This window comes from Hydrogenobacter thermophilus TK-6 (assembly GCF_000010785.1).
Classification (GTDB): domain Bacteria; phylum Aquificota; class Aquificia; order Aquificales; family Aquificaceae; genus Hydrogenobacter; species Hydrogenobacter thermophilus.
In genome coordinates this window covers 318,885-345,732 of the sequence record NC_013799.1, presented here as the reverse complement: position 1 = coordinate 345,732, position 26,848 = coordinate 318,885, and the positions used below count along the sequence as shown (strand labels likewise).

The window sequence follows — 26,848 nt, the reverse complement described above, 5'->3', positions numbered from 1 at the left end:
TTAAGAATTAAGAAAGAAAAGGAGGTTCAGCATGAGGATAACACTGAGCGTTATAAAAGCGGATGTAGGAGGTTATGTGGGGCACTCTGGGGTACATCCACAGCTGGTGGAAACCATAAAAGAGTTTGTTCAGGAGGAAGTAAAGAAGGGAATTTTAATTGATGCGAGTGTGCTTGTATGCGGGGATGATACCGCTATAGTTATGACGCATACTCACGGTGTTGACAGTGAGATAGTTCATGGTATAGCCTGGAGGGCTTTTGAGAAGGCAACAGAAGTTGCCAAAAAATTAAAACTCTACGGTGCAGGACAGGATCTTCTTTCCACAGCCTTTTCTGGTAATGTTAAAGGTATGGGTCCGGGTGTTGCAGAAATGGAGTTTGAAGAAAGACCCTCTGAACCTGTCATAGTCTTCTTTGCCGATAAAACGGCTCCCAGCGCATGGAATCTTCCCCTTTACGAGATGTTTGCTGACCCTATGGTGTGTGCCGGACTTGTGATAGACCCCAAGATGCACGACGGCTTTACCTTTGAAGTTCTTGACACATATACAGGTAAAGCCGTAAAGCTCTCTACTCCTTCAGAGCTTTATGAACTTTTAGCTCTTATAGGCACGGTGGAGAGATACGCCATCAGAAGCGTCTGGAGGAATAATGACGGCGAGATAGCTGCGGTTGCCTCAACTCAGAGGCTCTCCCTCATAGCTGGCAAGTATGTGGGTAAAGATGACCCTGTTATGGTAGTCAGGGCGCAGGCGGGGTTCCCTGCAGTAGGTGAAATATTAGAACCCTTTGCAAGACCTTGGATAGTGGAGGGTTGGATGAGAGGCTCTCACAACGGACCTCTCATGCCAGTATCCTTCAAAAATGCTACACCCACCAGGTTTGACGGACCTCCCAGAGTGATAGCCGCAGGATACCAGATAGCGGAAGGCAAACTGATAGGTCCCAGGGATCTCTTTGACGACCCTGCCTTTGACAAGGCAAGGGAGCAGGCACAACTGATGGCAGACATGCTCAGAAGACAGGGTATCTTTGAACCCCACAGATTGCCATCAGAAGAGATGGAATATACTACCCTCCCCAAAATACTCAAAAAGCTCGAAGAAAGATTTTACGAATTGGAAGCTCCCAGAAAAGCAGTGGAAGACCCAGTTGAAAAACACGATATAGATTAAATAATAATGGGGGCGTGGATAGAAAAGATAGTGGTGGAGGGTTTTAAGTCCTACGGAAAGGGGAGGGTGGAGATCCCCTTAGGACCAGGTTTTGTAGGTATAGTTGGTCCAAATGGTGCGGGAAAGTCCAACATAGGGGATGCCATATCCTTTGCCTTGAGCTTAGCAACTGCTAAAACCCTCAGAGCTAAAAACCTCTCTTACCTTATATACACAAAAGACTCAGACAGTAGCCATCACGCCTATGTGGAGGTTCATTTTAAAAACGAAGGCACCTTTCCCTTAGAAGACAGCATCATAGTAATTTCAAGGAAAGTAGACAAAGACGGCAGAAGCATCTTTCGGATAAACGGGTCGGTGATAAGGGAGAGGGACCTGAAAGACCTCCTTGCAAAAGCAGGACTTTACGAAAACGCCTATAACATAGTATTGCAGGGAGATGTTATACGCTTTTTGAGGATGACACCAGTTGAGAGGAGGAAGCTCATAGAGGAAGTGGCAGGCATAGGTGAATACGAAGAAAAAAAGCAAAAAGCTCTTGCTGACTTGGGAGAAGTGGAGCTCAAGCTAAGAGAATTTAGACTACTCATAGACGAGATGGAAGTCCAGATGGAAAGACTTTCTGAGGATGTAAGAAAACTCAGAAGATATAGGGAATTGGAAAACACATTAAGAGACCTACATATAAAACTTCTTATGAAGGAGGCAAAAGCTACCAGCCAGAGTATTGAGAACCTGCAGGCACTCATAGAGGAGAGGAAAAAGGAGCTTTTAGAAATAAGGGAAAAACTGAAGGTTTTGGAACTTGAATACCAACAGAGGGAAGAGGAACTAAGGTCAGTAAACGACCAACTCCTTCCCTTCAGGGAAAAACTTGGGAAGATAAGCTCGGACATAGAATACTTAGAAAAAAGCATAAAAGAGGCTATAAAGAAGAGAGAAGAAACGCAGGAAGAGATACTAAGGAGCGAAAGTCATCTAAGGAGTCTGAGAGCGAACCTTGAAACCCTTCTTGAGGAAGAAAAACACATTAATAGTCTTATAACACAGAAGGAAAGGCAAATATCGGCAAAGGAGGAGGAAGCTAAAGCTCTTTACTCAGCCTTAAAAAGTAAGGAGGAGAGACTAAAAGTATCCCTTGAAGAAGCCCAAGCAACTCAAGAGAAGATAAGCATCATCAGGAAGGATCTGGATAGCAAAAAGCGTCTTCTCTCAAGCATAGATATAAAGCTAAGGGAGATGGACCTCAAACGAGAGAGGATCATGGAAGAGATGCAAAGACTTAGAGAGGAGAAGGAAAAATTAAAATCACAGATGGGGGAAAACATACTGAAGATGGAAAACTACCGCAAGATGCAGAAGGAGGAGGAGGTGTCTTTAAGAAAGAAGAAGCAGGAGCTTGAAAGTCTTGAAGAGAGGTTAAGAAGAATAAGAAAAGAAAGAGAGGAGTTAATAAAAGAGAAAGCTATGCTGGAAGCTAAGCTTATGAGTTCCGAGGGGGACACACTACCTTTTGAGGGTATAGAGGGTGTTTATGGAAGGGGGTCTGAGCTTATAAGGGTAAAAGATCACGAGTATATAAAAGCGGTGGAGTCCGCCGGCGGAGCAAGGCTCTCTTATGTGGTGGTGGAAGATGAGAATGTGGCAAAAGCTTGCATAGAAAGGCTAAAAGAGGTAAAGGGTGGCAGAATGAACTTTATACCCCTTAGCAGAATAAAGGTCCCAAGCCTTCCCCCTTATCCAAGACGAAAGGGCTTTATAGACTTCGTGGTTAACCTTGTAGAATACGACAGGAAGTTTGAGAAGGCAGTAAGATTTATATTTGGGGACACGCTTCTGGTAGAGAACTTTCAAAGTGCGAAAGATTTAGGGATAGGCACTTACAGAATGGTCACCTTGGAAGGTGAGGTTTTTGAAAAGAGCGGTGTAATAAGTGGAGGCGATGCACAAAGCAAGGGAGAGCTTGGAAGGGAGTTTTATGCTAAAGAGGTAGATAGGCTCTCTCTGATGGAGAAAAGGTTAAAAGATGAAGAGGAGCAGGTGGAAAGACTTTTAAAAACTGTAAGACAGGAACTTATAGAAAAGGAGGGCGTTTTGAAAATACTTGAGAGGCGCCTCAAAGACACAGAAGAGTCCGACAAGATGAGTTTTGAGAGGATAAAGGAAATGGAAGATAAGCTCAGAAAATCACAGGAGTACTTGGAGGTGCTTGCCAAGGAAAGAGAGGGTCTTTTAAAAGAAAGAGAGGCTTTGGGTCAGGAGGTTTTTTACCTTGAGGAAAAGCTAAACAACCTTTTAATAAAGAAGCAATCCATACTGGAGCATTACAGAGAATCGGGCATAGAGAGCCTTAGGGAAAGCTACGAGAGAGAACTGAAAAATCTTGACAAACTCAAAGAGCATCTTTTCTCACTCAATATGAAACTAAAGGATGTGCAAAAGGACCTTCAAAATCTCCAGATGGAGATAAAAAGGAAGATGGCTTTCCTTGAGAGTGCCGCAGGTGCTGTGAAAGAGGCAGAGGAAAGAATAAAAAAGCTAAAAGAAGAAAAGGCAAAGCTTGAGGAGAGTGTAAAAGACCTTGAACGCACTGCATACGAGCTTTACTCAAAGAGGGATAAACTGGAGGATGTTTGCAGGGACTTGCAAGCCAGCATAGGTGGGCTGAGAATGCAAGAAGAGACCAAAAGGGAAGAGCTTGCCAAGTATGAGATGGAAAAAGCTAAACTTGAGGAAAAGTTAAACGAAACTACAAAAAAGCTCCGTGATTTAGAGTTTTTTGGAGATGTGCAGGATGTAAAAGAGGGCTACACTAAGATAAAAGAAGTCATGGAGAAGGTACGCAAGCAGATGGAAGAGCTTGGAACCATAAACTTTAAGGCGGAGGAAGATTACAAAGAGTACGAGGCAAGACACAGAGATTACACCGAAAGATACCAAAGACTTAACCAAGAGAAGAAGGCAATAAGGGATATGATAGAAGAGATAGAGGCAAAGAAGCTAAATGCTTTTACGGAGGCTTTTGAGAGTATAAACGAAAGCCTCAAAAAGGTCTTTGCTGAGCTTTCTCCCGGTGGGAAAGCCTACATGCAGGTAGAGAAGCCCGAAGACCCTTTTTCAGGCGGTATAAACTTGGTGGTAAAGCCAAAAGGCAAAGAAGTGCAATACTTAGAAGCCATATCAGGTGGAGAAAAGACGCTGGTTGCCCTATCCCTTATCTTTGCCATACAGGACTACAAACCATCACCCTTTTATTACTTTGATGAGGTGGATGCACATCTTGATGAGGCAAATGCCAAGAGAGTAGGGCAGCTCATAAGAAAAAGGTCCCAGAAGGCGCAGTTTATCGTAGTCACTTTGAGAGAAGTGCTGGCATCGTATGCGGACAAACTCATCGGTGTGAGCATGAGAGGAGGAGTCTCAAAGGTATTTCCCGTTAAAAACATGCTTGTAGAGGTTTCCAATGAGTAAGATAGGTGTTGTGCTTCTAAACATGGGAGGTCCCGACAGTCTCTCTGCGGTTGAGCCCTTCCTTTACAACCTTTTTTCGGACCACGATATTATAGAGATACCAAGACTCATACAAAAGCCAGTTGCTCGCCTGATAGCAAAGCTAAGAGCCGAAAAGACCAAACACTACTACGAGGTCATGGGAGGCAAATCTCCTCAGAGAGAACAGACAGAGCAGCAGGCAAAAGCTCTTCAGAACGTGCTGGGAGAGAATTACAAAGTTGTAGTAGCCATGAGGTACTGGCATCCCTTTACTGAAGAAGCTCTAAGAGAGCTTTTTACCGAAGATATAAGCAAGATAGTGCTTCTTCCCATGTATCCGCAGTACAGCAAAACCACCACAGGGTCGTCTTTTAACGAGTTTGAAAGAGTCTTCAAGCGCTTTCCCCAGGTGCCGGTGATAAGAATAATCTCCTATCACAATCACCCTGCTTACATAAGAGCCATGGTAGAGAACATAAAAGAGCATCTTCAGAGCTGGGAAAGCTACTTTTTCTTGTTTACTGCACACAGCCTACCCGTCCAAGTGATAAAAAGAGGAGACCCTTACAAAGACCAGACGGAGGAGACTGTAAAGCTTATAATGGAACACTTCCCTGAGGTTTCTTATGCTCTGGGATACCAGAGTAAGATAGGTCCTGTTAAATGGTTAGAGCCCTTTACAGATAAACTCATAGAAGAGCTTATAAAATCTGGTGTCAAGCGTTTGGCTCTAATACCTGTATCCTTTGTGTGTGAGCACTCGGAAACCCTCTACGAGCTGGATGTACAATACAAGAGCTTGGCAGAAAGCCTGGGAGTTGAGAGCTTTGTGAGAATACCCACCCTAAAGGATCATCCCAGCTTCATAGAAGCCCTCAGACAGCTGGTGATCTCCTCCCTCCAGTGAGCCTTTTCTCCAGAGCATACTTAGCCCTTGAGCGTATTATGGGATAGGTATGGTGAGCAAGTTTTCTAAGAAGCTCCAGAGCCTCGGGGTGAGACATCTTAGCCAAGGCATCTACCACAGCCATAAGCAGCATAGGGTTAGACTCTCTGTTTATCATGTACTCAAGTTGTGGCATTGCTTCCTTTAGGTCTTTTACACCTACAGTGTGTATTACATTCATCCTCATCTCCACTACAGGATGCTCAAGCCCCATAAGGAGCTTATACTCATAGGGCATGTTATGAAACTCTGTGAGGTCATAGCCACAATTGGGACATGTTATGTCCTTCTGAGATACAATGCTCCAGCAAGCTGGGCAGAAGTAAATTATCGTGGATTTTTCATCTGACTTGAGTACCTTTATTTTCTCATGTTCAGATATGTAATCCTCAGGTTTAAGAAAATTGAGCTCCATAAAGCTTTTGATAACATAAATTTCAAAAAATAGAGCTTCAGTGTCAAAGCCTTCTTCATAAATTACCTCACCATCCATATACATCCTGTATCCGTATTCGTACAGAGACACGCTTACCAAAAGTGCGGTAAGGCTTGCGTGTCTTTTAGAGATCTCTTTCAAGAATCTCTCCGCTTCTTCAAAGTCCCAAAAGTAGGAAAGAAGCTTTGGTTTTGAAAGAAGAAATTCAAGTGTAATATGATTGAGCTCATAAATATTCAAAAGGCAGGCATTTTCCGAAAGACTTCTGAGAATACGCTTCAATGCGGTATCACTCTCCTACTTTTGCAGAAACTACAAGACCGTTGTACAAAAATATGTATCCCCTTTCTTTCTTTATCCTGTCCTCCACCTCTACAAAACCTGTAGTCCCAAAGTCCTCTATTTTTCTAAAAAATTCCTTTAGGTTAAAGCTGAGGCTTTCCAAGTTAATCCATATGGGGTTGGCTTTGCGAAGAGGTAATTCAAGAGGAATAGATAATTTGAAAGTATGCACAAGTGCGTTTTTAGTAGTTCTATAAAAACTTAGCATGTCAAAGCTGTCTTCTAAACTTCCCAAAAGATGGCCATCAACCATAGGCAAGAGGGATGATCTTTCAAGGGATTGAAAGGTATAGACGCCTGTTTGAAGTGACCAGCTGTGCATCTCAAGAATCCAGCTGAGGTTCACAGCATCTCTGCTTATAGGTCCAAGTGTAGGCTTTGCCCTCTTAAGAAGGTCTAAAAGCTTTTCCCGCACCATGGAGAGCTATCCTCAGAGCTTCCTTAAAAGTTTCTATTACGCCTACGCCATCCTTTGCCACTGCAGGGATAACTGTATAGTTTTCAAAAATTCTTTTTATCTCTTCAAGTGGGACAGCCCCCTCTGCATCCCTTTTGTTTGCTTGAACAACTACCTTATCTGAATCCTTTATCTCCCGAAAGCTTTCAAGGTTTTCCTCCACACCTCTTGAAGAGTCAAATACAAAAACTACCGCGAAGGTATGTCCAAAAAGCCAAGGTCTGAGAATTGAATATCTTTTCTGCCCAGGTGTTGTAAACAAAGAGACCATAAGTTCAACACCTTCCAAGCGGGTTTTTAGCTTGAGACTGAGCACATCCAGATAAACGGTTCTGCCTTCCCTTGTCTGCTGATGAAGTCTGTCGTATACACAGCTGCTATAAATTTCCTTGAGCTTTTCCAGAAAAGAGAATGAAGAAAAAAACCCCTCCCTCAGAGATCTGGAAGAAAGACTAAAAGAACTCTTCCCAAAAGTCCCTGACTTTACCACGCTCCTTTTATTGCGTCTTTTGCTTTTGAGAGCTGTGCTGTTTTTGCCAACGCTGAGAATTTGGTATTTGAGGATTTTTTTAACAGGCTCATTCCCCCTTGACAAATATTTTTTAGTGATATATTATAATAACTGTGGGTTGAAAAAAGCGGGAGTGATAAACTCCCTCCCCCTCCCTCCCCTAATTGTTTGCCCCACCGCCCGGTGGGGCTTTTCTAAAATGAGATTTCCCTCTCTTGTAAGTGGCGAATTTGTAAAGCGAATTAATCGCTTCGTGTGTGTTGTGCGCATAAAAGATAAAGAGCATTTTGCATATCTAAGAAATACCGGAAGATTAAGCGAGCTTTTAAAAGAGGGAACATGTGTATACCTAAAGGAGAAAGATAAAGGTAAGTACTCTTATGAACTTCTGTTGGCGGAGGGTGAAAAAGGTATCCTTGTATGCCTTGATTCGCAAATTGCACCTAAACTGTATGCGGAAGGGTTGCCTGCAGGTGAGCTTGTGTATGAGCCTAAGGTGGTGGGTGGTAAGCTGGATCTTCTCGTAGGTAAGGAGCTTATTGAAGTGAAGTCTGTAAATCTTGTAAGAGATGGTATTGCCCTATTTCCGGATGCACCTACGCAAAGGGGATCCAGACACATAGACCTACTCATAAAGGCTTACCCTAAATACACGCCTAAGATGGTTTTTGTAATCCAGAGGGAAGATGCCTATGCCTTTTCTCCCAATAGGGAGATGGACCCAATTTTTGCCAACAAACTAAAGGTTTTTAAAAGCTTAGGTCATCGGGTGGTGGCTTACAATTGCAAGGTGAGTTTGGAGGAAATTAAATTAAAAGAAGAGGTAGAAGTGCTTTGGAGGTAAAAGCCATGAGAGTAAAATTGACGGATAAGGATGCACTCATAGTAGTAGATATGCAAAACGATTTTATGCCTTGGGGTGCATTGCCAGTACCAGATGGCGACAAGATAGTGCCTAAGCTCAACGCTTATATAGATATTTTCTCTTCAAGAGGGCTTCCTGTTTATTTTACGAGGGATTGGCATCCCCCCGATCACATCTCTTTTTTAGAAAATGGTGGAGTGTGGCCACCCCACTGCGTTCAAAATACCGAAGGAGCTAAGTTTCATAAAGATCTACGCATACCAAAAGATAACAAGTTTATCATATCCAAGGGAACCAGTAGGGACTTTGACGCTTATTCGGGCTTTCAGGGAACTATGCTAGACAGTTTACTCCAAGAGAGAGGCATAAGGAGGGTTTTTGTAGGAGGTGTGGCAACGGATTACTGTGTGAAAAATACGGTGATGGGAGCCCTTAACTTGGAATATCAGGCATTTCTTCTTATTGATGCTACAAAAGGTGTGGATGTAAAACCTGGTGATACAGAAAGAGCAATAGATGAGATGCTAAGCTCAGGTGCTGTAGCCATTGAGTTTGAAAACTTGACTGCGTAAGAAATAAGAATATATTTAAATTATGTAAGCTGTCCCAATACCGCCCGCTGGGGAAGGGACAGCACAAGAAAGGCGGTATAAAAATACCCCAGCCCAAACGCCGCGGTGTTTGGATAGCGAGGTGAGGGCCATGAGAAGGAGCATCGCGTTGTGGAACCCTTTTGCTGAACTGGAGAGAATTAGAAGAGAGTTTGACAGGCTTATTGAAGAAATGTGGCCAAGAGAAGAGGTAGAAAGAGCTTTTGCACCTGCTGTTGAGATGTACGAAACGGATAATGAAATAGTTGTTAAGGCAGAATTGCCCGGTGTGAAAAAGGAGAACATCGAGGTGAGTATAAAGGACAATACTCTACACATAAGAGGAGAGAAGAAGGAAGAGCGCGAGGAAAAGACTGAAACCATTCATCGCTTAGAGAGAGTTTACGGAAAGTTTGAAAGGGTGTTGACTCTGCCGGTAGATGTGAAGGCTGAAGAGGTGAAAGCTGAGTATAAGGACGGTATTTTGGAAATAAGGCTCCCCAAGTCTGAGGTATCAAAGGAAAAAAAGATAGAGATCAAATGACATCAGTAATGGAGTGCCTCTCTACAGGCGCTCCTAAGCTTTTTAACTTTTCATCAAGTCTCTCGTATCCCCTGTCAAGGTGATATATATCCCTTACCACCGTTTTCCCTTCTGCTACCAAACCTGCAAGGACTAAACTGGCAGAAGCTCTAAGGTCCGTTGAGAAAACCTCTGCACCGGTAAGCTTTTTTACACCCTTTATAAAAGCTGTTCTTCCCCTTATGTGTATATCCGCACCCATTCTCTGAAGCTCTGCCACATGTTGAAACCTATTTTCAAAGATGTTTTCCGTTATCTCTGACAAGCCCTCTGCCAGACAGCACATGGATGTAAACTGAGCCTGCATATCCGTAGGAAAGCCAGGATATTCGGAAGTAGATATAGAGAGAGGTTTTATACCCCCTCCATTAGAATAAACTCTGATTCTATCAGAAGATACTTCAACGCAAGCTCCCGCCTCTCTGAGTTTTTCTATCACGCTACCTAAATGATCAACGCGCACATTTTCAAGCTCTATATCTCCACCTGTTATAAAACCCGCCACCAAGAAAGTACCCGCCTCTATCCTGTCTGGTATAACTCTGTGAGCAAAACCTTTAAGCTCTCTGCTTCCCCTCACTATGGCAGTCCTACCATCTATCTCTATGCTTACACCCATGCTTCTTAGGACCTCCACCAGGTCCATGACTTCAGGCTCTATAGCTATGTTTCTAAGTATGCTTCTCTTTTCACATCTGCTTAAAAACATAAGTGCGTTTTCGGTACCTGTCACTGTCACCACCTCAAAGGTATACTCAACAGGCTTTATTTTGTCCACCTCAAGATGAACATAGCCGTGCTGTACATTTATACGAGCCCCACCTCTCTCAAATACTTTTAAGTGTTGATCTATGGCTCTTACACCTATGGAACACCCACCGGGCATTGCTACTACAGCTTTACCAAATCTTCCCAAAAGAGGTCCCATGGCAAGCACAGATGCCCTCATCCTCCTCACTATGTAGTCAGGTGCGATAAAGCTCTTTATCTTTGAAGCATCCAATCTCAATTTACCTTGATGATAGGATACCTCTGCATTAAACACCTGCAAAAGCTCAATAGTGCTTCTTACATCAAGAAGGTCGGGAACATCCTCTATATAACATACATCATCAGTAAGCAAACTGCTCATCATTATAGGCAAAGATGCGTTTTTGGAGCCTGAAATCCTCACCTTACCTACTAATCTGTGTCCTCCCTCTATAACCAAGTAATCAGAAGTATATGATGTGATGCTTTTCATCCTTTTTTATTATAATCTTTACCACATCCCCTTTCTTTGAGTAGAAGAGGATCACACCGTCATCCTCCTCCGTGTAATTGGGCTCATCCGCTGAGTATATAACTACTATGCGGTCTTCGTACTCCAAAATTTGTGGATACTTCATATTTTGACCACTACGCAGGTGAGAGCTTCTCTGACACCTTCTAAGGAGTGTATCTTGTTTATAACCAGTCTGCCCAGCTCATCTTGATTGCGAAGCTCTGCAAAAACTATTATGTCGTAAGGCCCCGTAACTACATCTGCAGTTTTCACACCATCAAAGGTGGAAAGAGCAAGCATTATGGAGGGTATCTCCCTTGGGTCAGCCTTTATAAGTATATAAGCCTTTATTGAGTACTCAGATTCAAGCTCCATCAGCTCTGTTATGGACATAGGATAACCCTCTGAACGTGTCTCCATCATCTACCTCCTGAACGAATATTTTAAACAATCTCTCCGCTGAAGATGGTTGTTTTCTTATCTCTTCTATAACTGAGTGGATGAGCTTTCTCACTGCCGGCTCTCTGGCTTCTACATCCTTCCATCTGTTTTTTATTTTTATGATGTAACTTTCCACCTTTAGAAGTTCAAGCCACTTTACTAACTTCTCTACCTCGTCCCATACTATGATCTCGCCTTTTTCTTTCTCCTTTAGCCTCTCGGAGAGATTTTTTTCCGCAATGCTTCTCAGGTCATCTATGTTGTATAAAAAAACTTCGTCAAGGTCGTTGATGGAAGGGTCTGCATTTCTTGGTACAGATATGTCTATGATAAACATGGGCTTGTAATTTCTAAGCTTTATAGCTTTTTTAACCATATCTTTTTTCAGGATAGGCTCTTTTGAAGCGGTTGAAAGTATCACTATATCAAATTCGTAAAGGTAATCTTCCAAACTTTCAAACCTCAAGGCATGCCCTTCCAGTTCTCTGGCGAGATCTACCGACTTTTCGTAAGTTCTATTAGTTATAGACAGGCTCGCCTGAAGCTTTTTTAAGTATCTTGCAGCAAGCTCTCCCATTTCCCCCGCACCCACCAAAAGCACCTTTGCCTTTTTGAGATTTCCAAAAATCTTCCTGGCAAGGTCTACAGCTACATAACTAACAGATACCGCATTCTTACTTATACCCGTCTCGGTTCTGACCCTCTTTGCAGTCCTGAGAGCTTTTTCGTATAGCCTGTGCAACACCTTTCCAACAGTGCCTACATTTCTAGCAATGCTGAAGGCATCTTTAAATTGGGAGGTTATCTGCGTCTCACCCACTACCATAGAGTCAAGGCTTGAAGCTACTTTGAATATGTGATGTATAGCTTCTTTGCCCTGCAAAAGGAAGGAGTATCTCTTTAGATCCCAACTTGCACCTTTGAGCTCAAGCAAAGTATTCACTAAGTTTTCCATACAGGCATACTCTTGAGCTACCGCGTAAAGCTCAACTCTATTACAGGTTGAGAGAAGGATTAGCTCCTCAACACCTTTGATGGTCTTTAAGATGCTAAGCAAATAAGCGGTTTCCTCTCTGCTACAGGCAAGCCCTTCTCTGTACTCAACAGGGGCAGTTTTAAAGTTAATCCCCCATACAAATATGCGATCCATCACATAATAATATAATGCCTTTTATGAGGAGATTTTTTGAGAACATACCAAAGGACCTTTGGAGAGACTACGGCTGGCAGATAAAAAACAGGTTAAAGACAAGGGAAGATATACAGAAGTACATAAAGCTTCTGCCAGAGGAAGTAGAAGGCATAGAAAGGACCAAGGGCATTTATCCACTTGCCATAACTCCTCATTACTTTTCTCTCATTGAGCCAGAAGACCCCAACGACCCTATAAGACTTCAGTGTATACCGCGCAGAGAGGAAGTAGATGAAAATGCGCAGAGACTTGGAGAGCCTGATCCCTTCAGAGAGGAAGGGCAGGTGCCCGGACTCACCCACAGATACAGGGATAGGGTTCTTTTGAGCGTCACTACCTTCTGCGCCGTTTATTGCAGGCACTGTATGAGAAAGAGGATATTTGCTCAAGGTGAAAGGTCAAGAAGCACAGAAGAGCTGAGGAAAATGATTGAGTATATAAAAGAGCATGAAGAGATAAGAGATGTGTTAATATCTGGAGGAGAGCCTCTCTCTTTGAGTTACGAAAAACTTGAATACTTACTTTCCCAGCTGAGAAAGATAAAACATGTGGAGATCATACGCTTTGGCACAAGACTTTTGGTACTTGCTCCTCAGCGCTTTTTTGACAACAAACTTCTTGATATCTTAGAGAAGTACTCTCCCATCTGGATAAACACCCACTTTAACCACCCTAAGGAGATCACGGAAGAGGCGGAGGAAGCTGTAGAGAGACTACTCAGAAGAGGTATCCCCATAAACAACCAAACGGTCCTCCTGAAGGGAGTGAATGATAACCCTCAGACCATGCTGGAGCTTTTTAGGGGACTTCTCAGGATTAAAGTAAAGCCCCAGTATCTCTTCCACTGCGATCCCGTAAAAGGAGCTGTTCACTTCAGAACCAGCATAGATAAAGGACTTGAGATTATGGAATATCTCAGAGGAAGGATATCTGGCATGGGAATACCAACCTACGCTGTGGACCTGCCAGGTGGTAAAGGCAAAGTCCCCCTGATGCCCAACTACATAATCAATAGGGAAGGTGACAAGTTCACCTTCAGAAGTCCCTTTGGAGATGTTGTAGAATACGAGATTACGGATGTTTAAAAGCATTAAGTATATTCTTTACACTATTTATATATCAATAACCGAAGGCTATACGTATCATGCTTCTTCTTTGACTTACAGTTTCATTATGGTCTTGGGTTCTTTGATACTTTTTTCCAGCTTTTTAGCTTCATTTTTGCCTTTCTTTGACTTTAATAAAATAATAAACTACGCTGTTTTACTCTTTCCTGAACAAGCTGAAAGAGTGATCCTTGAAATACTAAAAGTGTATCAGCACAGAACATCAGGCTCTATTTTATCTTTCACTGTTGCCTACTTTTTCTCTGTAAGTTTCTCTAAGAGTTTGTACAGAGCATTTCTTTATGTGCTTTCAGAAGCAAGATCCGAAAAGGAGTGGGTCTTTTGGGTAAAAACACCAGCTTTGGTACTTCTCTATACTCTCTGTCTTTCTCTACTTTTCTTTTTAAACTCCTTTCTCAAAGTTTACTTGGGTAATTACAACGCTTACCTCTTTTACTTTATAAATCTCCTCACCTTCTGGGTCCTGATATTTCTTACCTACACTCTATTTTTACCAAGAAAGTATTCCTTTAAAGATGTTTATGTTGGTGCAATGCTATCTTCCTGCGCTCTGCTGCTTTTTAATAAACTGTTTTCGGCATTTGTAGTTAAGCTGGTTGCTCTAAATCCACTTTATAGCTTCATGGGTTCTATCCTCATCTTCTTTATATGGGTAAATCTGTCCTTTAGCGTATTGCTTGCGGGTGCCAAATACATTCAGCTAATGAAAGAGAAAGAATAATATAACGGAGTTGATAAGTCCTGCGATGGCATCGTCAGCCATTACACCATGACCTTTTGGAAGCTTTTCAAAGAGATTTATGGGATAAGGCTTAAAGATGTCAAGAAGGCGAAAGGTAAAAAACCCTACAAGGATGGACTCAAGAGTGGGTTCTATCAGCATGTAAGACAAAAAGTAGCCAAGCACCTCATCAATAATTACATCTTCGGGGTCGCTCTCCTTTCTCATATCCACCACATAACTACAAGCCCAAAAACCTACCAGATAAAGGAAAATTCCCAGAATAGCCACCAGCCACCATTTAAAAGCAAACAGATACACCAAGGGAATACCCAGCAGAGTCCCCACCGTTCCGGGAGCGTATCTAAACCTACCCACAAAAAAGCCCGTTGCAATAAGCTCCTGAAGCATTGGGATATTATAATACCTGACAGAGTGCTATAATGTCTTGCATGAAGTACTTGATGCTTTTTGTTATGATCTTTACCTTAGGGTGCGCTACTGTGAATAAAAAGCTTGACCCAAAAGCTAAGCTCTTTTATGAGAGGGGCTACGAAGGTCAAATGGACTTTAAAGTGCTTGTAAAGGATGAGCCTTGCAAGGAGAGAATAAGAAGTAGCTACAGAGTCAAGGTAGAGGGAGGGGACTTTTTGGTTTTGACACTTACGCACTCAGAGCTTAAAAAACTCCTGCAAGATGATTGCATAACATTTGTGTCAGCTACTCAAAGGTTAGAGCCCAAGTAATTCCTCCAGCTTTACTAAACTGTCCCTTCTTAACTCTTCCCTTTCATAGGGATAATCCCTTCTGTAGTGCACACCTCTGCTTTCCCTTCTTGAAAGTGAGGCTTTTAGGGTAGAGAGTGCTACAAGGGTTATGTCCAAAAGCTCCCTGTTTTGTATGGTATCTTCCCATTTTTCCATGTCTTTGAGCCAGCTTTTTAATATTTCTATGGCTTGCAAAAGCTCCCCTTCCTCTCTCTCCAGTCCGCATGCATCCCACATGAGCTTCCTAAGATGGTCAAAGCTATAGGGAGGTTTTAAAAAAGCTTCTCTTTCACTTTTAAAGTGAGAAGCGCTGAAGGAAAAATACTTTATGTCGTGATATATCCTGTGGGCTACCCTGTGTCCAAAAACCACCCCTTCCAGCAGGGAATTGGAAGCTAAGCGATTAGCTCCGTGAACGCCACTACAAGCACACTCGCCTACAGCATACAAACCAAAGATTTGCGTTCTCCCATAAAGGTCAACTTCCATACCTCCTATGAAGTAATGGGCAGCAGGAACTACCGGAATAAGATCCCTTCGTGGGTCAAGCCCCATCTTTTCCAAAAACTCCACTATTGTGGGGAATCTTTCTTGCAGGTATTTTTCGCCTCCCTTTATAGGTCTCATATCTAAAAAAACCCTTTTCCCTTCCTTTAGCTTGTTGTATATGGCTCTTGCTACTGTATCTCTTGGCTCAAGCTCGTTTACAAATCTCTCGCCTTTGTCATCCACCAGCAGTGCTCCTTCCCCCCTCACAGCTTCGGATATGAGCAGGTTTGTCCCTTCAACAACAGTGGGATGAAACTGGACAAATTCGGGATTTTTTATATCTACAGCGCACCTCAGAGCTATGCCTATGGCATCACCTCTGACTTTTACTGGATTGGATGTGTGCAAGAATATGCTAGCTGCTCCTCCCGTAGCCAGCACCAAAGCCTTGACCCTTAAAAATTTTAAACTTCCATCGTAATAAAGCACACCCTTTACACCGTCATAGGCGAGTATTTCCTGCAGTTCACCGGTGATTATGGGAATCTCAAGACTTTGAGCTTTCTTTAAAAGAGCTTGGTATATGGCTCTCCCTGTATAATCCTTGACTTTCAGCACTCTTGGGAAGGAGTGTCCACCTTCCAGTGTAGTCTCATAAAGTCCATCTTTTGTATCAAACTTTACTCCCCACCTTTCCAGATGGGATATACACTGAATACCCTCATCAACCAGCACCCTCAGAGCCATCTCATGACAAAGACCTCTTCCGGCTTTGTAAGTGTCTATAAAGTGCAAAAGTGGGCTATCCTGAGGGTGGACCGCGCAGGCTATACCTCCCTGAGAGTAATAGGTATTTCCCATGCCTCTTGTGAGGATCACCGGCTTTAGCCCAAGCTCTCTCAGCGTTATGGCGGTGGTAAGACCTGCTATACCACTGCCGCACACCAATACATCTACCTTTTCCTCAGATAGCTTAGAAGTGTCAAAGTTAAGGAAGAACCGCATAGTTATAGTAAACTCTCATCAGCAGGTCTGCTAATCTGTCAGGATCGTGCCTTACAAAATCTTCCTTATCACCTATGAGGTCCTCCGCATAAACATTAAACCCTTCTCTTGCTATTCTTGCTATATCCGGCACTACAGGCTCTTGGCCTTCATCCAGGTATCTTTTAAGGATGGAGCTGGAAGGCATCTTGGTATTTACTATAACCGCATCCACCTTTTTTATCCCCGAGTGCTTTAAAAAGGTCATAAGATGGTCGTAAGCAGTAAATCCATCTGTTTCACCGGGTTGCGTCATGGCATTGACTATAAAAACCTTTAGAGCATTGGACCTTTCAACCGCCTCCCTGATGTCTTTTATAAGAAGATTGGGTATTATACTGGTGTACAAACTTCCTGGACCAAAGGTTATCATGTCTGCAGACTCAATCCTTCCTACGGCGTCTATGGGCGTTAGTGTATCCTCCGGCTGTATCCATATCCTCTTTATCCTGACCTTATTTTCTTTACCGTAGTTGGTGATCTCCTCTTCTCCCATGACCACTTTTCCGTCCGAGAACTCGGCACAGAGATGTACATCGCCAACGGTTGCCGGAATGATATCACCTTTAGTCCTCAGTATCTGAGATGCTATTTTTATGGACATCATGAAACTTCCCGTAATATCGGTGAGCGCTATTAAAAAAAGATTTCCAAAAGCATGTCCTTCCAACTCCCCACCCTTGAACCTGTATTGAAAAAGCTGTTGCATGATCTGTTCACTCTCTGACAGAGCAACTATGCAGTTCCTTATGTCCCCGGGAGCAGGTAGGTTATAGGCTTTTCTCAGTCTTCCAGTACTCCCCCCACTGTCGGCAACAGTAACTATAGCAGACAAGCTTTTTACCCTCTCTCCCACCTCTTTTTTAAGACCTCTTAAAAGGCTTGAAAGTCCCGTACCTCCTCCGATCGCCACTATGTTCATGGAAACCTCCTTGAATTTTCTCTCTGAAGAAGTATTTTAAACCATTATGGTTACGCTGAATCTCAGGGAGATATTCAAGAGAAGGTCCAAATTTACGGGTTTTTACAGAATATCTCCCAAGGAACTCCTTCTTCCTGCAGACATGGGGGAGCTGATGGAGCCTGTAAACGTGTATGTGGAGATCACAAAAGAAAAGGGCGGTTATCGTGTGCATTTGGAGATAGAGGGGAGTCTTACCCTTGAGTGTAGTAGGTGTCTCTCACTCTTTGCAAGAGACATGAGCCTATCGGAAGATATAAGGATAGAGCCCTATCCCACCAAGGACATAGTCCACATAAAGCCTAAGGATCTTGATGTGTCTTTTTTTGAGGATGAGGAGAGCTTTGACCTGGTAAATCTTGTAAGGGAGCAGATTATACTGAGTATACCCATCAAACCCCTCTGCGACCCTCAATGTAAAGGTATTCCCCTGGAAGAAGGACAAAGCATAGACATAAGGTTCTCTGCCCTTAAAAAGTTCATAAAGGAGTGATCTGGGTAGTATAATAAATACATGGAAGACGCACAATTTTTTGAAGGATATACCTTTGACGACATTCTTTTGATACCTCAGTACTCAGAGGTTCTGCCTAACGAGGTGGATGTATCCACTCAACTTACCAAAAGGATAAAGCTCAACATACCCATAGTTTCTGCTGCGATGGATACCGTTACAGAGTCAAGGCTAGCCATAGCTCTGGCAAGAGAAGGCGGCATAGGTATCATTCACAGGAACATGAGCATAGAAAAACAAGCACAAGAGGTTGAAAAGGTGAAAAAATCAGAGAGTGGTATGATACTCCAACCCATAACTGTACATCCCCACAATACCGTTAGGGAAGCTATGCAGATAATGGAAAGGTACAAAATTTCTGGTGTGCCTGTAGTTGACGCTGATGGTATGCTGGTTGGTATTCTCACCAACAGAGACCTGCGCTTTCTAAAAACCACTGATTACGACAAGCCTGTATCTCTCTTTATGACTAAGGAAGGGTTGATAACAGCTCAAGAGAGGGTTACCTTAGAAGAGGCTGAGGAGATACTCCATAGGCACAAGGTGGAAAAACTTCCTATAGTGGATAAAGAGGGGAGACTTCGCGGGCTAATAACCATAAAAGACATAGTCAAAAGGAAGAAGTATCCCAACGCCTGTAAAGACGAAATAGGAAGGCTCAGGGTGGGTGCGGCGGTTGGTACTGGGCCTGATACCAAAAGGCGCGTTGAGGAGCTGGTTTCTGTCCATGTGGATGTGATAGCGGTAGATACAGCTCATGGCCACTCCAAAAGAGTGCTGGATACTGTGGAAATGATAAAGTCCAACTTTCCACAGGTGGATGTGATAGCGGGAAATGTGGCAACAAGAGAAGGCGTAAGGGATCTAATAAAAGCCGGAGCAGATGCGGTTAAAGTGGGAGTGGGTCCTGGTTCCATATGTACTACGAGGGTGGTTGCTGGGGTGGGGGTTCCGCAGATAACTGCCATCATGTGGGCTTATGAGGAAGCAAAAGAGTACGGCATACCAATTATAGCGGATGGAGGTATAAGGTATTCAGGCGACATTGTCAAAGCTCTTGCCGCAGGTGCAAGCGCAGTTATGCTGGGCAACTTACTTGCCGGAACAGAAGATGCTCCTGGCGAGACCATTTATTATCAAGGTAGAGCCTACAAAGTATATAGAGGGATGGGCTCTTTGGGTGCCATGATGAGCAGATACTCCAGTGATAGATATGGGCAGGAAAACATGGAAAAGTTTGTTCCTGAAGGTATAGAAGGTAGGGTGCCGTATAAAGGCAAGCTTAGCGATGTCATATTTCAGCTGGTGGGAGGACTTCGCTCAGGCATGGGCTATGTAGGAGCCAGCAATATAAGAGAGTTAAGAGAAAAGGCAAAGTTTGTAAAGATCACTTACGCAGGTTACAGAGAATCACATGTTCATGATGTTATTATAACAAAAGAGGCACCCAACTATTGGGTAGAGTAGATGGCTCTCTTATACACAGGTATAGACAGGCAGGGAAATATTAGAAAGGGTAAGATTGAAGCCCCAGACCAGAGCACCGCTTACAGACTCTTAGTCTCTCAGGGTATAAAGCCCATCAAGATTGAAAAGGAAAAGAGTATATGGAGCAGAGAATTAATAAAGAGAAAGCCCTCCGATGAAGACCTCTCCTTTGCACTTTTACAGCTCTCCCTGCTCTTATCCTCGGGGTTAAACCTCACCAAGGCTCTTGAGATGCTTGCCCATCAGGTAGAAGATAAAAAGATATCCAGCGCCATTGCCTCTATAAAGGAGGCAATAGAAAGGGGCGAACCTCTCCACTTAGCCTTCAAAAGGGTTGAGATATTCCCAGAATTTCTGGTAGAGATGCTCAAAACCGCAGAGAGGGGCGAAAACCTTGAAGAGATATTTGCCATAGCAGGGAACTTTCTGCAAAGGATTTCAGACATAAGGTCAAGGATTTTTTCCTCTCTTACTTATCCCGCTTTTGTCATAGTTTTAAGCATCTTATCGGTGCTGGTGGTGGTAAAGTTTGTGGTACCAAAAATAGCAACTGTACTTGCAAGCTTTGGCAAGGATCTGCCTCTGATAACAAAGGTCTTGCTCTTTATCTCCAAAATAATAGGCTACCTCTTTTACCTTTTGCCTGCCTTTGTAGTTCTGATGGTATTTGGGAAAAGGTTTGTGAGAAAAGAAAAGCTGCACGAGATCTCTTTGAAAATCCCCGTTTTTGGAAAGGTCTTTTACTACTTTAACCTTTCAAGATTTGCGGGAAGTTTGCGTATGAGTATTGCATCAGGCATACCCCTCACAAAAGCTCTCTCTTTGAGCAGGGGAAGCATTACAAACTCTTACATGAGAAATAGCTTGAATAATATTGAAGAAGAACTCGCTAAGGGCAAAAGCTTGTCGGAGGTACTTACAAGGACTGATCTATTTCCCCCTCTCTTTGTCAATCTTATAAGCACAGGTGAGAAGAGCGGTGAACTTGAAAGAATGCTATCCCTAATTGAGGAGCTCTATGACAGAGAGGCCATGAGGACAATAAGCTTTTGGATAAGATTTGCAGAGCCTCTCTCTATGCTTATCATAGGTATCATTGTTGCCTTTGTAGTCTTTAGCGTAATACTGCCAATTACAGAACTATCCGCAGGCATAAAGAGGTAATTTAAGCTTGACAACAGCTTCTCTTTCTTTTTCTTCTCCAGAGAAATAACAGCACAAAGACTAAAAGGAGTAAGAAAATTATGCTTATCCAACTCATACCAAGCTCCCTATTCTGTAAACTAAAAAGCTTACTATCCAAGCCATCACAAAGCTGTATATCAAAAAGCCCAAAGCAAAGCCTCTTCCTGCCTCCCTCCACATGACCGCTACTGTTCCTAAGCAGGAAGTGTAAATGAGAATGAATATCATAAAAGACAAGGCGCTTGCTCCACTCATGCTCTTTGTTATGGCAGCTCTGAGGGTGTTGTGTTCTTCAGAAACTTCAAAAGTTTTTGGTAGGGGATTAATGAGGGAAGAAAAAGCTTCTTCTGCAGCGTCTTTCAGGGCATAAACCTGTTTCTTTGCTTCCTGCAGAGGCAAAAACTCTTTAGTCTCTTCCTTCTCTACCGAGTATATGGTAGCCATAGAGCTAAGGACTATCTCTCTTGCAAGAAATGCAGGTACCAAAGATGTGGAAATCCTCCAATCCGTTATGCCTATGGGTTCAAAGATAGGTGTGATGAGCTTTCCAAATCTTCCTGCGAGGCTATCTTGGGTTGTTTTTACCCCTGGTGGAAGGTTTAAACTCAGCCATATAAGCACGGACACCGCAAATATGAGAGTACCTGCTCTATAAAGGAAGTCTTTAAGATAAACCCAAACTATTCTTAGAAGGAGTTTCAGCGTGGGCAGGCGATAGGGTGGAAGCTCCATCACAAAGTGATCAAGGCCACCTTTGAAAGCCACCTTTTTGAGAAGTATAGCAGTAAAAAAAGCTACAAGTATGCCTAAAAGATAAAGGCTGAATATTACCAAGACAGGATGGCTAAAGAAGGTGATAGCAAAGAAGGAAAAGACCACAAGCCTTGCAGGACAGCTCATGAAAGGTATCATAGTTATAACTAAGAGCTTATCCCTTCTGCTTTCCATAGTTCTTGTTGCCACTATGGCTGGCACATTACACCCAAAACCCAAAAGCAGAGGTATAAGGCTCTTACCGTGAAGTCCAAGCCTGTGCATGAATCTGTCCATCAGAAAAGCTATTCTTGGGAGGTATCCGGTAAACTCAAGGAAGGACAGAAGCAGATATATGGTAGCTATCAGCGGTGTAAATGTTAGAACAAAACCCACCCCCCCTATAAGAGCCTCCGAAATGAATCTCACTACCCAGTTTTCAACACCTAATTTTTCAAGCTCTATCCTTACAAAGGGAGAAACAAAGCCATTTAAAAAACCATCCAGCCAGTCCATAAAAGGTTTTGAAAAGTCAAAGGATACCTTAAAGAGGGCAAACATAACTAAAAGGAAGATGGTCATGCCAAGATAGGGATGAAGCAAAAACTTGTCCAAAAGGGAGGTGATATCCATAGAGGTTATGGCTTTTCTCTTTACCACCTCATTGTATAGACCGTGTACAAAAGCAAATCTGTTATCCCTTATTATATGGTAGGCAGGCTTTCCATAAAGCCTCTCCAGCTTTTGTGCATGCTCCCTATAAGAGAGAAGCTTTTTTATAAGCTGATGCTTTGATTCTGAAGCCTCTTCTCTGAGAGCGTCCAAAATCTTCTCCATCTCTTCCGAATACCTAACTTCCTTAGGTTTTATTCCCTTTTCGTAAGTTTCTATCACAGCACTGAGTATTTCCTTAACCCCTAAACCAGTTCTTCCGTTAGTCTTTACTACCTTTATGCCCAAAAGCCCCTCAAGCCTTTGAGTATCTATCTCTATACCCAACTTCTGAGCTTCGTCCATCATGTTAAGGACTATAACCATGGGCATGCCAAGCTCAAGAAACTGAGCTGTCAGGAGGAGATCCCTCTCCATGTTGGGAGTCTCAATCACATTTACGATAACATCCGGGCTTTCCTCCGTCAGAAACCTGTAAGCTATAAGCTCGTCCTCAGAGACAGGCTCTAAGGTGTATATACCCGGTAGGTCTATCAAGATGAGCGTGTAATCTTTGTAAGTAGCTTTACCCTCCCTCTTCTCAACGGTCACACCTGGCCAATTGCCCACTTTAAGGGTTGTGCCAGCAAGGTGGTTAAGTATGCTGGTCTTACCCACATTGGGATTGCCCGCCAAGGCAACCCTGAGGATTTTTTTTAAAACCTTCATTTTACGAATATGTTTTTGGCAATATCTCTGCTTATTGCAAGCCTTGAGTTATTAAGTTTTAAAAGTATAACTCTACCTACCTTTTGAAGCACCTCAACTTTTCTTCCACGCCTTAGTCCCATTGCCTCCACCCTTCTTAGCACCTCTTCCTTTCCAATAAGATCCTGTATCATAACCTCTGCACCCACCTTTACCTCTTCCAAGTTCATTTTCAACCTCCTGAGAAGTTATGGAATTAATATACAGTCTCAAAATCTTTCTGTCAAGTTTCATAGAGCCTGTTTAAAAATCCTTAAATTCTTGTATATCAACAGCTTGAAAGCTAACACGCCTCCAAGAGCTTGAAGCACAGTAAGTTTAGTTTTACAATACTCCATATGCTAACCCTTCAATGTAAGTTAGCACCTCCTAAAGAAGACAAAAAGAAACTGCTTGAACTTATGAGAGTGCTAATGTCTGCCACAAGGTACGCATACAAAAGACTTCTGGAAAGTAATAACCCAAAGTCATTAGACACTTTCAACAACATCACAAAAAAGCTACAAGAAGTCTTCAAACTAAACGCCAAGTATTCACAAAGTGCAGTTATAAAGGCTAAAAGTATCTTGCTATCTTGCTTGGAAAGAAGCCAAAATCCAAGAAAGGTTATATTTGGAGGAAGAGAGCTGTTTTAGAAAAGCCTTTACTCAGTAGGCAACAAAAGAGCTAAAGGGAATAACAATGTAAGGTTTGAGCTTGAAGGTACTCAGTTGTACCTGAAAATAAATGTTGGCAGTAGAGAGTGGATATACGCAAAAGTGCAAAGGACAGTCAAAAGAGAAAAAGACAAATGGATAAATTTTATAAGCTCATTATTACAAGCAGAAAGCACGAATGAATACTTTCCTTACACAGTAGAGATAAAGCTAAAAGATGGGGAGTTTTACGCTTTTGTGTCTTACCAAGAGAAATTACCTGAGCTGAGGATAACAAAAGAAAGCGGAGTGCTAAGCATAGACCTAAACGCCAGCCCTTTGCACATAGCATATGCAGAAGTAGACAGAAAGGAAAACCTGAACTCTTACGGAGAAATAACTCTTAGTGAGATACTAAACAAAGACAGAAACCAGATAAAGCAGATACTGTGGGAAACAGCACATAGAATAATAGAGCTGGCGAAAGAGAAAAGCAAGGCTATAGCGATAGAGAAGTTAAACAAAATAGATAAAGGACAGAGAGGAGATGGAAAAGGAAAGCTTAGAAAAAGACTACATAGCTGGGTTTATAAAGGTTTGATAGAGAAGATAATAACGCTTGCCAAAAGGAATGGCATACAAGTCTTGCAGGTAAATCCTGCTTACACTTCAGTGATAGGAGCGTTAAAGTACTGTCCCATATACAACATAACCAAAGATGTAGCAGGTGCTTATGTAATAGGAAGAAGAGCTTTAGGATTTAAAGAGAAAGCGCCAAAGAATTATAAAGAACTTTTAAAAGACAAAGAATTTTTAACTTACAGTCTTGAGAGACTAAAGGGGATGCACGAGCAAACTAAAGCAAGGTATGATAAAGAAACCAACAAGTATAAAAGAAAAGCCATAAAAAGAGAGCTATCAAGCATAAGGAAGTGGATTACTTTGATAAGTCAAAGCCTTAAGAGTGAGCCAGAAAGGGGATTAAGACCTCTGTATGGAACAAGTCTTAGTTCCTATCATTTCTGGCAAGTTCTTAAGGTAGCCCTGGTCATCTCTCTTCTTGGGAAGTCTTTTATAAGGGACTTCTCTCCTTTGAGGCGGATAGTAGTCTCAAAGGATTGGAAGGGAGTGGCAAGTCAGGTTAGCTCGCTGTCAGCGTGGGCGGGCGTCCAAAGTGTTGTTAATCAATACTTTGGAATTTTTTAAACACGCTGTATTACAGAATTTCCAAGGCATCTCTTAGATGAGCTATCCCAACAACCTCCATCCCTTCCACAGGAATACTTATGGATTTGGGCAAGAAGGCACGGCTAAAGCCAAATCTGGCTGCCTCTTTTAATCTAACATCCGCAAAGTGAACCGCCCTCAGTTCGCCAGATAAACCTATTTCTCCAAAGGCTACGATGTCGGGTATTGGTTTGTTCTTTATGGATGAGATTATGGCAAGGGCAACTGCAAGGTCTGCTGCGGGCTCTCTTATCTGCATGCCACCCACCACATTTACAAAAACATCCCTATCCCTGGTAAATATCTTGCACTCCTTTTCAAGCACAGCAAGTATTATGGATAATCTGTTCACATCGTAACCTTGCGACCTTCTTTGAGGTGTTGTGTAAAGGGCTTGTATGGTAAGAGCCTGAACCTCCACCAGTACTGGCTTGCTACCTTCTGTATAAGGAAATACCACACTTCCACAGCTTTGGGTCCTCTCCTGAAGAAAGAAGGCTGAAGGCTCTGGAACCTCCTCTAAACCTCTGTCCAGCATCCTAAAAACCGCCACTTCCCCCGAGGAGCCAAACCTATTTTTTACCACTTTCACTATCCTGTAAAAATTGAAGCGCTCACCTTCAAAGTAAAGTACCGTATCCACCAAGTGTTCCAGCACCTTAGGTCCTGCTATGTCGCCCTCCTTTGTTATCTGTCCGACCAGAAAAACGGGAATATCTCTTGATTTGCAAAACTCAGTTATCCTAAAGGCACACTCCCTTACCTGAGACACAGACCCTGGAGATGAAGAGAGACTTTCCGTATAGAGGGTCTGGATAGAATCCACAACTAATAGCTGGGGGTTTAATTCTTGCGCTACATCAAGGACAGCCTCCAGTCTTGTCTCTGGAAGCACCAGCACATCTTTGCTCTTAACACCCGTCCTCCTCCCTCTTACAGCTATCTGAGAGCCAGACTCTTCCCCAGATACATAAAGTACACTTCCGTAATTTTGAGCATACCTGTCGGATACCTGAAGCAACAGAGTGGATTTGCCTATACCTGGCTCCCCAGCCAGAAGCATTACCTGACCCGGAACCATACCTCCACCAATTGCCCTATCAAAGTTTTCAAAACCTACACTCTTCCTCTCCAGACCTTCATGCTCCCACTCACATATAGACCTCACAGAGGGTTTCTCTCTATAGCTCTTTATTAGCACATGCTCGCTCTCCTCCACAAAGGAGTTCCAATTTCCGCAAGAGGGACATTTACCAAGCCACTTGGCTGAGGAGTATCCACACTCCTGACATACAAACTGGGTTCTTTCTCTTTTCATCAGTTTTAAATTTAATCCTTATAATTATATCTCATGGACCAAGCACAGCCTTATTTAAATCCTATAGCTTACATGTTTAACTTTCTGTGGTTTTTCTTACTCATATTCCTATTTATCATCCCCGTGTGGAGGAGGTTCCTTCTGAGTAGGGCAAGGGAAGCCATTATTGAGCAGCTTGAAAGAAAACGGGGGAGCAGAGTTATAACCCTCATACACAGACAGGAAAGCCTCGCTCTACTGGGAGTACCTATATTCAGATACATAAACATAGAGGATTCGGAACAGGTGCTCAGAGCCATAAGAATGACTCCTGAGGACATGCCTATAGACCTCATTATCCATACACCTGGAGGTCTTGCTCTTGCTGCTACTCAGATAGCTAATGCCCTCTCAAGACACAAGGCACCTGTGAGAGTTATAGTACCCCATTACGCCATGTCTGGTGGTACCCTTATAGCTCTTGCCGCCGATGAGATTGTGATGGACCACAATGCGGTGCTTGGACCAGTTGACCCACAGCTTGGGCAGATGCCTGCTGCATCAATACTAAAGGTACTTGAGCTTAAAAATGTGAACGAGATAGACGATCAGACTCTCATACTGGCTGATGTAGCTAAAAAGGCTATAGACCAGATGATAGATTATCTGGTGAATCTTTTGAAAAACAATGGTATGGAGGAGGAGAAAGCAAGGAGGATAGCTCAGGAGCTTGCCACTGGTAAGTATACTCATGACTATCCTCTTAGCGTTGAAAAACTCAGAGAAATAGGACTCAATGTAAGTACGGAGGTGCCTGAGGAAGTTTATGCTCTGATGGACCTTTTCCCGCAGCCGATGGGATCGCAGGTGCCTTCTGTGCAATACATACCTGTGCCTTACAAAACGCACGGAATGAAGTGATATA

The 26,848-nt window shown here is 42.9% G+C and carries 28 protein-coding genes; 15 read left to right on the top strand and 13 right to left on the bottom strand.

Annotation, left to right across the window (positions count from 1 at the left end):
* Nucleotides 1-31: 31 nt before the first annotated feature.
* From fbp to hemH, 3 genes are read left to right on the top strand one after another with little or no spacing between them, the layout of a single operon-like run.
* Nucleotides 32-1,177, top strand: a complete 1,146-nt coding sequence (gene fbp, locus HTH_RS01715) for a fructose-1,6-bisphosphate aldolase/phosphatase (protein ID WP_012962989.1) — start codon at nt 32-34, stop codon at nt 1,175-1,177.
* 6 nt (nt 1,178-1,183) lie between these two features.
* Entirely contained in the window at nt 1,184-4,648 is a 3,465-nt protein-coding gene (gene smc, locus HTH_RS01710; protein ID WP_012962988.1) for a chromosome segregation protein SMC, read from the top strand.
* On the top strand, nt 4,641-5,576 hold the full coding sequence (gene hemH, locus HTH_RS01705; protein ID WP_012962987.1) for a ferrochelatase: 936 nt from the start codon (nt 4,641-4,643) through the stop codon (nt 5,574-5,576). Before smc ends, hemH begins: the two co-directional genes overlap by 8 nt.
* On the opposite strand, the gene HTH_RS01700 is transcribed toward hemH, so the two are convergent.
* Genes HTH_RS01700 through HTH_RS01690 form a run of 3 tightly spaced genes read right to left on the bottom strand, consistent with a single transcriptional unit; the run spans nt 5,545 to nt 7,286 of the window.
* Entirely contained in the window at nt 5,545-6,333 is a 789-nt protein-coding gene (locus HTH_RS01700) for a HEAT repeat domain-containing protein (RefSeq protein WP_012962986.1), read from the bottom strand. The two genes, hemH and HTH_RS01700, sit on opposite strands and share 32 nt — an antisense overlap.
* A 7-nt stretch (nt 6,334-6,340) precedes the next feature.
* A complete protein-coding gene (locus tag HTH_RS01695; RefSeq protein ID WP_012962985.1) occupies nt 6,341-6,811 on the bottom strand; it encodes a hypothetical protein in 471 nt (156 codons plus the stop codon).
* Nucleotides 6,780-7,286, bottom strand: coding sequence for a gliding motility protein (locus tag HTH_RS01690; protein WP_425480521.1), 507 nt, complete (start codon nt 7,284-7,286; stop codon nt 6,780-6,782). The genes HTH_RS01695 and HTH_RS01690 overlap by 32 nt, the downstream gene beginning before the upstream one ends.
* 274 nt (nt 7,287-7,560) lie before the next feature.
* On the opposite strand from HTH_RS01690, the gene sfsA reads away from it, so the two are divergent.
* The 3 genes from sfsA to HTH_RS01675 all read left to right on the top strand — a co-directional run bounded on the left by sfsA (nt 7,561) and on the right by HTH_RS01675 (nt 9,360).
* Entirely contained in the window at nt 7,561-8,205 is a 645-nt protein-coding gene (gene sfsA / locus HTH_RS01685) for a DNA/RNA nuclease SfsA (RefSeq protein WP_012962983.1), read from the top strand.
* Between the two features lie 5 nt (nt 8,206-8,210).
* The gene (locus tag HTH_RS01680) at nt 8,211-8,798 is read left to right on the top strand and encodes a nicotinamidase (RefSeq protein WP_012962982.1); all 588 of its coding nucleotides are present in this window, start codon (nt 8,211-8,213) and stop codon (nt 8,796-8,798) included.
* A 130-nt stretch (nt 8,799-8,928) separates the two neighbouring features.
* A complete protein-coding gene (locus tag HTH_RS01675; RefSeq protein WP_012962981.1) occupies nt 8,929-9,360 on the top strand; it encodes an Hsp20/alpha crystallin family protein in 432 nt (143 codons plus the stop codon).
* On the opposite strand, the gene murA is transcribed toward HTH_RS01675, so the two are convergent.
* Genes murA through hemA form a run of 4 tightly spaced genes read right to left on the bottom strand, consistent with a single transcriptional unit; the run spans nt 9,353 to nt 12,254 of the window.
* On the bottom strand, nt 9,353-10,642 hold the full coding sequence (gene murA / locus HTH_RS01670) for a UDP-N-acetylglucosamine 1-carboxyvinyltransferase (RefSeq protein WP_012962980.1): 1,290 nt from the start codon (nt 10,640-10,642) through the stop codon (nt 9,353-9,355). The genes HTH_RS01675 and murA overlap by 8 nt on opposite strands.
* Complete coding sequence (locus HTH_RS09930) at nt 10,614-10,787, bottom strand: hypothetical protein (RefSeq protein ID WP_012962979.1); 174 nt, start codon at nt 10,785-10,787, stop codon at nt 10,614-10,616. Before HTH_RS09930 ends, murA begins: the two co-directional genes overlap by 29 nt.
* Nucleotides 10,784-11,056: an Lrp/AsnC family transcriptional regulator gene (locus HTH_RS01665; protein ID WP_014462549.1), complete on the bottom strand. Its 273-nt coding sequence runs from the start codon at nt 11,054-11,056 to the stop codon at nt 10,784-10,786. Before HTH_RS01665 ends, HTH_RS09930 begins: the two co-directional genes overlap by 4 nt.
* Nucleotides 11,028-12,254: a glutamyl-tRNA reductase gene (hemA, locus tag HTH_RS01660; protein ID WP_012962977.1), complete on the bottom strand. Its 1,227-nt coding sequence runs from the start codon at nt 12,252-12,254 to the stop codon at nt 11,028-11,030. The genes HTH_RS01665 and hemA overlap by 29 nt, the downstream gene beginning before the upstream one ends.
* A gap of 23 nt (nt 12,255-12,277) precedes the next feature.
* Between hemA and HTH_RS01655 the strand changes: the two genes are divergently transcribed.
* Together HTH_RS01655 and HTH_RS01650 are read left to right on the top strand one after the other, a co-directional pair.
* Entirely contained in the window at nt 12,278-13,381 is a 1,104-nt protein-coding gene (locus tag HTH_RS01655; protein ID WP_012962976.1) for a KamA family radical SAM protein, read from the top strand.
* A gap of 88 nt (nt 13,382-13,469) precedes the next feature.
* Nucleotides 13,470-14,144: a YhjD/YihY/BrkB family envelope integrity protein gene (locus HTH_RS01650; RefSeq protein WP_232500444.1), complete on the top strand. Its 675-nt coding sequence runs from the start codon at nt 13,470-13,472 to the stop codon at nt 14,142-14,144.
* On the opposite strand, the gene HTH_RS01645 is transcribed toward HTH_RS01650, so the two are convergent.
* Nucleotides 14,124-14,555 (bottom strand): phosphatidylglycerophosphatase A family protein, encoded by a 432-nt coding sequence (locus HTH_RS01645; protein ID WP_012962974.1) that lies wholly within the window; start codon nt 14,553-14,555, stop codon nt 14,124-14,126. The genes HTH_RS01650 and HTH_RS01645 overlap by 21 nt on opposite strands.
* 41 nt (nt 14,556-14,596) lie before the next feature.
* Between HTH_RS01645 and HTH_RS01640 the strand changes: the two genes are divergently transcribed.
* Nucleotides 14,597-14,890 (top strand): hypothetical protein, encoded by a 294-nt coding sequence (locus HTH_RS01640; protein ID WP_014462548.1) that lies wholly within the window; start codon nt 14,597-14,599, stop codon nt 14,888-14,890.
* Here the strand turns inward: HTH_RS01640 and nadB are convergent.
* Both nadB and HTH_RS01630 read right to left on the bottom strand, forming a co-directional pair.
* The gene (nadB, locus tag HTH_RS01635) at nt 14,876-16,405 is read right to left on the bottom strand and encodes an L-aspartate oxidase (RefSeq protein WP_012962972.1); all 1,530 of its coding nucleotides are present in this window, start codon (nt 16,403-16,405) and stop codon (nt 14,876-14,878) included. The genes HTH_RS01640 and nadB overlap by 15 nt on opposite strands.
* Nucleotides 16,389-17,366 (bottom strand): gluconeogenesis factor YvcK family protein, encoded by a 978-nt coding sequence (locus HTH_RS01630; protein ID WP_012962971.1) that lies wholly within the window; start codon nt 17,364-17,366, stop codon nt 16,389-16,391. The genes nadB and HTH_RS01630 overlap by 17 nt, the downstream gene beginning before the upstream one ends.
* Nucleotides 17,367-17,412: 46 nt before the next feature.
* On the opposite strand from HTH_RS01630, the gene HTH_RS01625 reads away from it, so the two are divergent.
* The 3 genes from HTH_RS01625 to HTH_RS01615 are packed head-to-tail and all read left to right on the top strand — an operon-like array spanning nt 17,413 to nt 20,571.
* A complete protein-coding gene (locus tag HTH_RS01625; protein ID WP_012962970.1) occupies nt 17,413-17,898 on the top strand; it encodes a YceD family protein in 486 nt (161 codons plus the stop codon).
* A gap of 21 nt (nt 17,899-17,919) precedes the next feature.
* Complete coding sequence (guaB, locus tag HTH_RS01620) at nt 17,920-19,386, top strand: IMP dehydrogenase (RefSeq protein WP_012962969.1); 1,467 nt, start codon at nt 17,920-17,922, stop codon at nt 19,384-19,386.
* The gene (locus HTH_RS01615) at nt 19,387-20,571 is read left to right on the top strand and encodes a type II secretion system F family protein (protein WP_012962968.1); all 1,185 of its coding nucleotides are present in this window, start codon (nt 19,387-19,389) and stop codon (nt 20,569-20,571) included. It abuts the gene before it with no gap.
* 93 nt (nt 20,572-20,664) lie between these two features.
* On the opposite strand, the gene feoB is transcribed toward HTH_RS01615, so the two are convergent.
* Together feoB and HTH_RS01605 are read right to left on the bottom strand one after the other, a co-directional pair.
* Nucleotides 20,665-22,725 carry a ferrous iron transport protein B gene (gene feoB, locus HTH_RS01610; RefSeq protein WP_012962967.1) on the bottom strand — a complete coding sequence of 687 codons (2,061 nt, stop codon included), beginning with the start codon at nt 22,723-22,725 and terminating at the stop codon, nt 20,665-20,667.
* The gene (locus tag HTH_RS01605) at nt 22,722-22,934 is read right to left on the bottom strand and encodes a FeoA family protein (RefSeq protein WP_012962966.1); all 213 of its coding nucleotides are present in this window, start codon (nt 22,932-22,934) and stop codon (nt 22,722-22,724) included. The genes feoB and HTH_RS01605 overlap by 4 nt, the downstream gene beginning before the upstream one ends.
* Nucleotides 22,935-23,102: 168 nt before the next feature.
* On the opposite strand from HTH_RS01605, the gene HTH_RS09635 reads away from it, so the two are divergent.
* Together HTH_RS09635 and HTH_RS01600 are read left to right on the top strand one after the other, a co-directional pair.
* On the top strand, nt 23,103-23,399 hold the full coding sequence (locus HTH_RS09635) for a hypothetical protein (RefSeq protein WP_049763245.1): 297 nt from the start codon (nt 23,103-23,105) through the stop codon (nt 23,397-23,399).
* Between the two features lie 75 nt (nt 23,400-23,474).
* On the top strand, nt 23,475-24,605 hold the full coding sequence (locus tag HTH_RS01600; protein ID WP_049763243.1) for an IS200/IS605 family accessory protein TnpB-related protein: 1,131 nt from the start codon (nt 23,475-23,477) through the stop codon (nt 24,603-24,605).
* Nucleotides 24,606-24,615: 10 nt separating this feature from the next.
* Here HTH_RS01600 and radA read toward each other — a convergent pair whose 3' ends face one another.
* Nucleotides 24,616-25,944: a DNA repair protein RadA gene (gene radA, locus HTH_RS01595; protein ID WP_012962965.1), complete on the bottom strand. Its 1,329-nt coding sequence runs from the start codon at nt 25,942-25,944 to the stop codon at nt 24,616-24,618.
* A gap of 33 nt (nt 25,945-25,977) precedes the next feature.
* Here radA and HTH_RS01590 point away from each other — a divergent pair, with 33 nt between their 5' ends.
* On the top strand, nt 25,978-26,844 hold the full coding sequence (locus tag HTH_RS01590) for an SDH family Clp fold serine proteinase (protein WP_012962964.1): 867 nt from the start codon (nt 25,978-25,980) through the stop codon (nt 26,842-26,844).
* Nucleotides 26,845-26,848: the final 4 nt, after the last annotated feature.

Bases quoted from the DNA above. Each gene is read 5' to 3' on its own strand.
- fbp (WP_012962989.1), top strand. From the start codon at position 32: ATGAGGATAACACTGAGCGTTATAAAAGCGGATGTAGGAGGTTATGTG.
- smc (WP_012962988.1), top strand. From the start codon at position 1,184: ATGGGGGCGTGGATAGAAAAGATAGTGGTGGAGGGTTTTAAGTCCTAC.
- hemH (WP_012962987.1), top strand. From the start codon at position 4,641: ATGAGTAAGATAGGTGTTGTGCTTCTAAACATGGGAGGTCCCGACAGT.
- HTH_RS01695 (WP_012962985.1), bottom strand. From the start codon at position 6,811: ATGGTGCGGGAAAAGCTTTTAGACCTTCTTAAGAGGGCAAAGCCTACA.
- sfsA (WP_012962983.1), top strand. From the start codon at position 7,561: ATGAGATTTCCCTCTCTTGTAAGTGGCGAATTTGTAAAGCGAATTAAT.
- HTH_RS01680 (WP_012962982.1), top strand. From the start codon at position 8,211: ATGAGAGTAAAATTGACGGATAAGGATGCACTCATAGTAGTAGATATG.
- HTH_RS01675 (WP_012962981.1), top strand. From the start codon at position 8,929: ATGAGAAGGAGCATCGCGTTGTGGAACCCTTTTGCTGAACTGGAGAGA.
- murA (WP_012962980.1), bottom strand. From the start codon at position 10,642: ATGAAAAGCATCACATCATATACTTCTGATTACTTGGTTATAGAGGGA.
- HTH_RS09930 (WP_012962979.1), bottom strand. From the start codon at position 10,787: ATGAAGTATCCACAAATTTTGGAGTACGAAGACCGCATAGTAGTTATA.
- HTH_RS01665 (WP_014462549.1), bottom strand. From the start codon at position 11,056: ATGTCCATAACAGAGCTGATGGAGCTTGAATCTGAGTACTCAATAAAG.
- hemA (WP_012962977.1), bottom strand. From the start codon at position 12,254: ATGGATCGCATATTTGTATGGGGGATTAACTTTAAAACTGCCCCTGTT.
- HTH_RS01655 (WP_012962976.1), top strand. From the start codon at position 12,278: ATGAGGAGATTTTTTGAGAACATACCAAAGGACCTTTGGAGAGACTAC.
- HTH_RS01650 (WP_232500444.1), top strand. From the start codon at position 13,470: ATGGTCTTGGGTTCTTTGATACTTTTTTCCAGCTTTTTAGCTTCATTT.
- HTH_RS01645 (WP_012962974.1), bottom strand. From the start codon at position 14,555: ATGCTTCAGGAGCTTATTGCAACGGGCTTTTTTGTGGGTAGGTTTAGA.
- HTH_RS01640 (WP_014462548.1), top strand. From the start codon at position 14,597: ATGAAGTACTTGATGCTTTTTGTTATGATCTTTACCTTAGGGTGCGCT.
- nadB (WP_012962972.1), bottom strand. From the start codon at position 16,405: ATGCGGTTCTTCCTTAACTTTGACACTTCTAAGCTATCTGAGGAAAAG.
- HTH_RS01630 (WP_012962971.1), bottom strand. From the start codon at position 17,366: ATGAACATAGTGGCGATCGGAGGAGGTACGGGACTTTCAAGCCTTTTA.
- HTH_RS01625 (WP_012962970.1), top strand. From the start codon at position 17,413: ATGGTTACGCTGAATCTCAGGGAGATATTCAAGAGAAGGTCCAAATTT.
- guaB (WP_012962969.1), top strand. From the start codon at position 17,920: ATGGAAGACGCACAATTTTTTGAAGGATATACCTTTGACGACATTCTT.
- HTH_RS01615 (WP_012962968.1), top strand. From the start codon at position 19,387: ATGGCTCTCTTATACACAGGTATAGACAGGCAGGGAAATATTAGAAAG.
- feoB (WP_012962967.1), bottom strand. From the start codon at position 22,725: ATGAAGGTTTTAAAAAAAATCCTCAGGGTTGCCTTGGCGGGCAATCCC.
- HTH_RS01605 (WP_012962966.1), bottom strand. From the start codon at position 22,934: ATGAACTTGGAAGAGGTAAAGGTGGGTGCAGAGGTTATGATACAGGAT.
- HTH_RS09635 (WP_049763245.1), top strand. From the start codon at position 23,103: ATGCTAACCCTTCAATGTAAGTTAGCACCTCCTAAAGAAGACAAAAAG.
- radA (WP_012962965.1), bottom strand. From the start codon at position 25,944: ATGAAAAGAGAAAGAACCCAGTTTGTATGTCAGGAGTGTGGATACTCC.
- HTH_RS01590 (WP_012962964.1), top strand. From the start codon at position 25,978: ATGGACCAAGCACAGCCTTATTTAAATCCTATAGCTTACATGTTTAAC.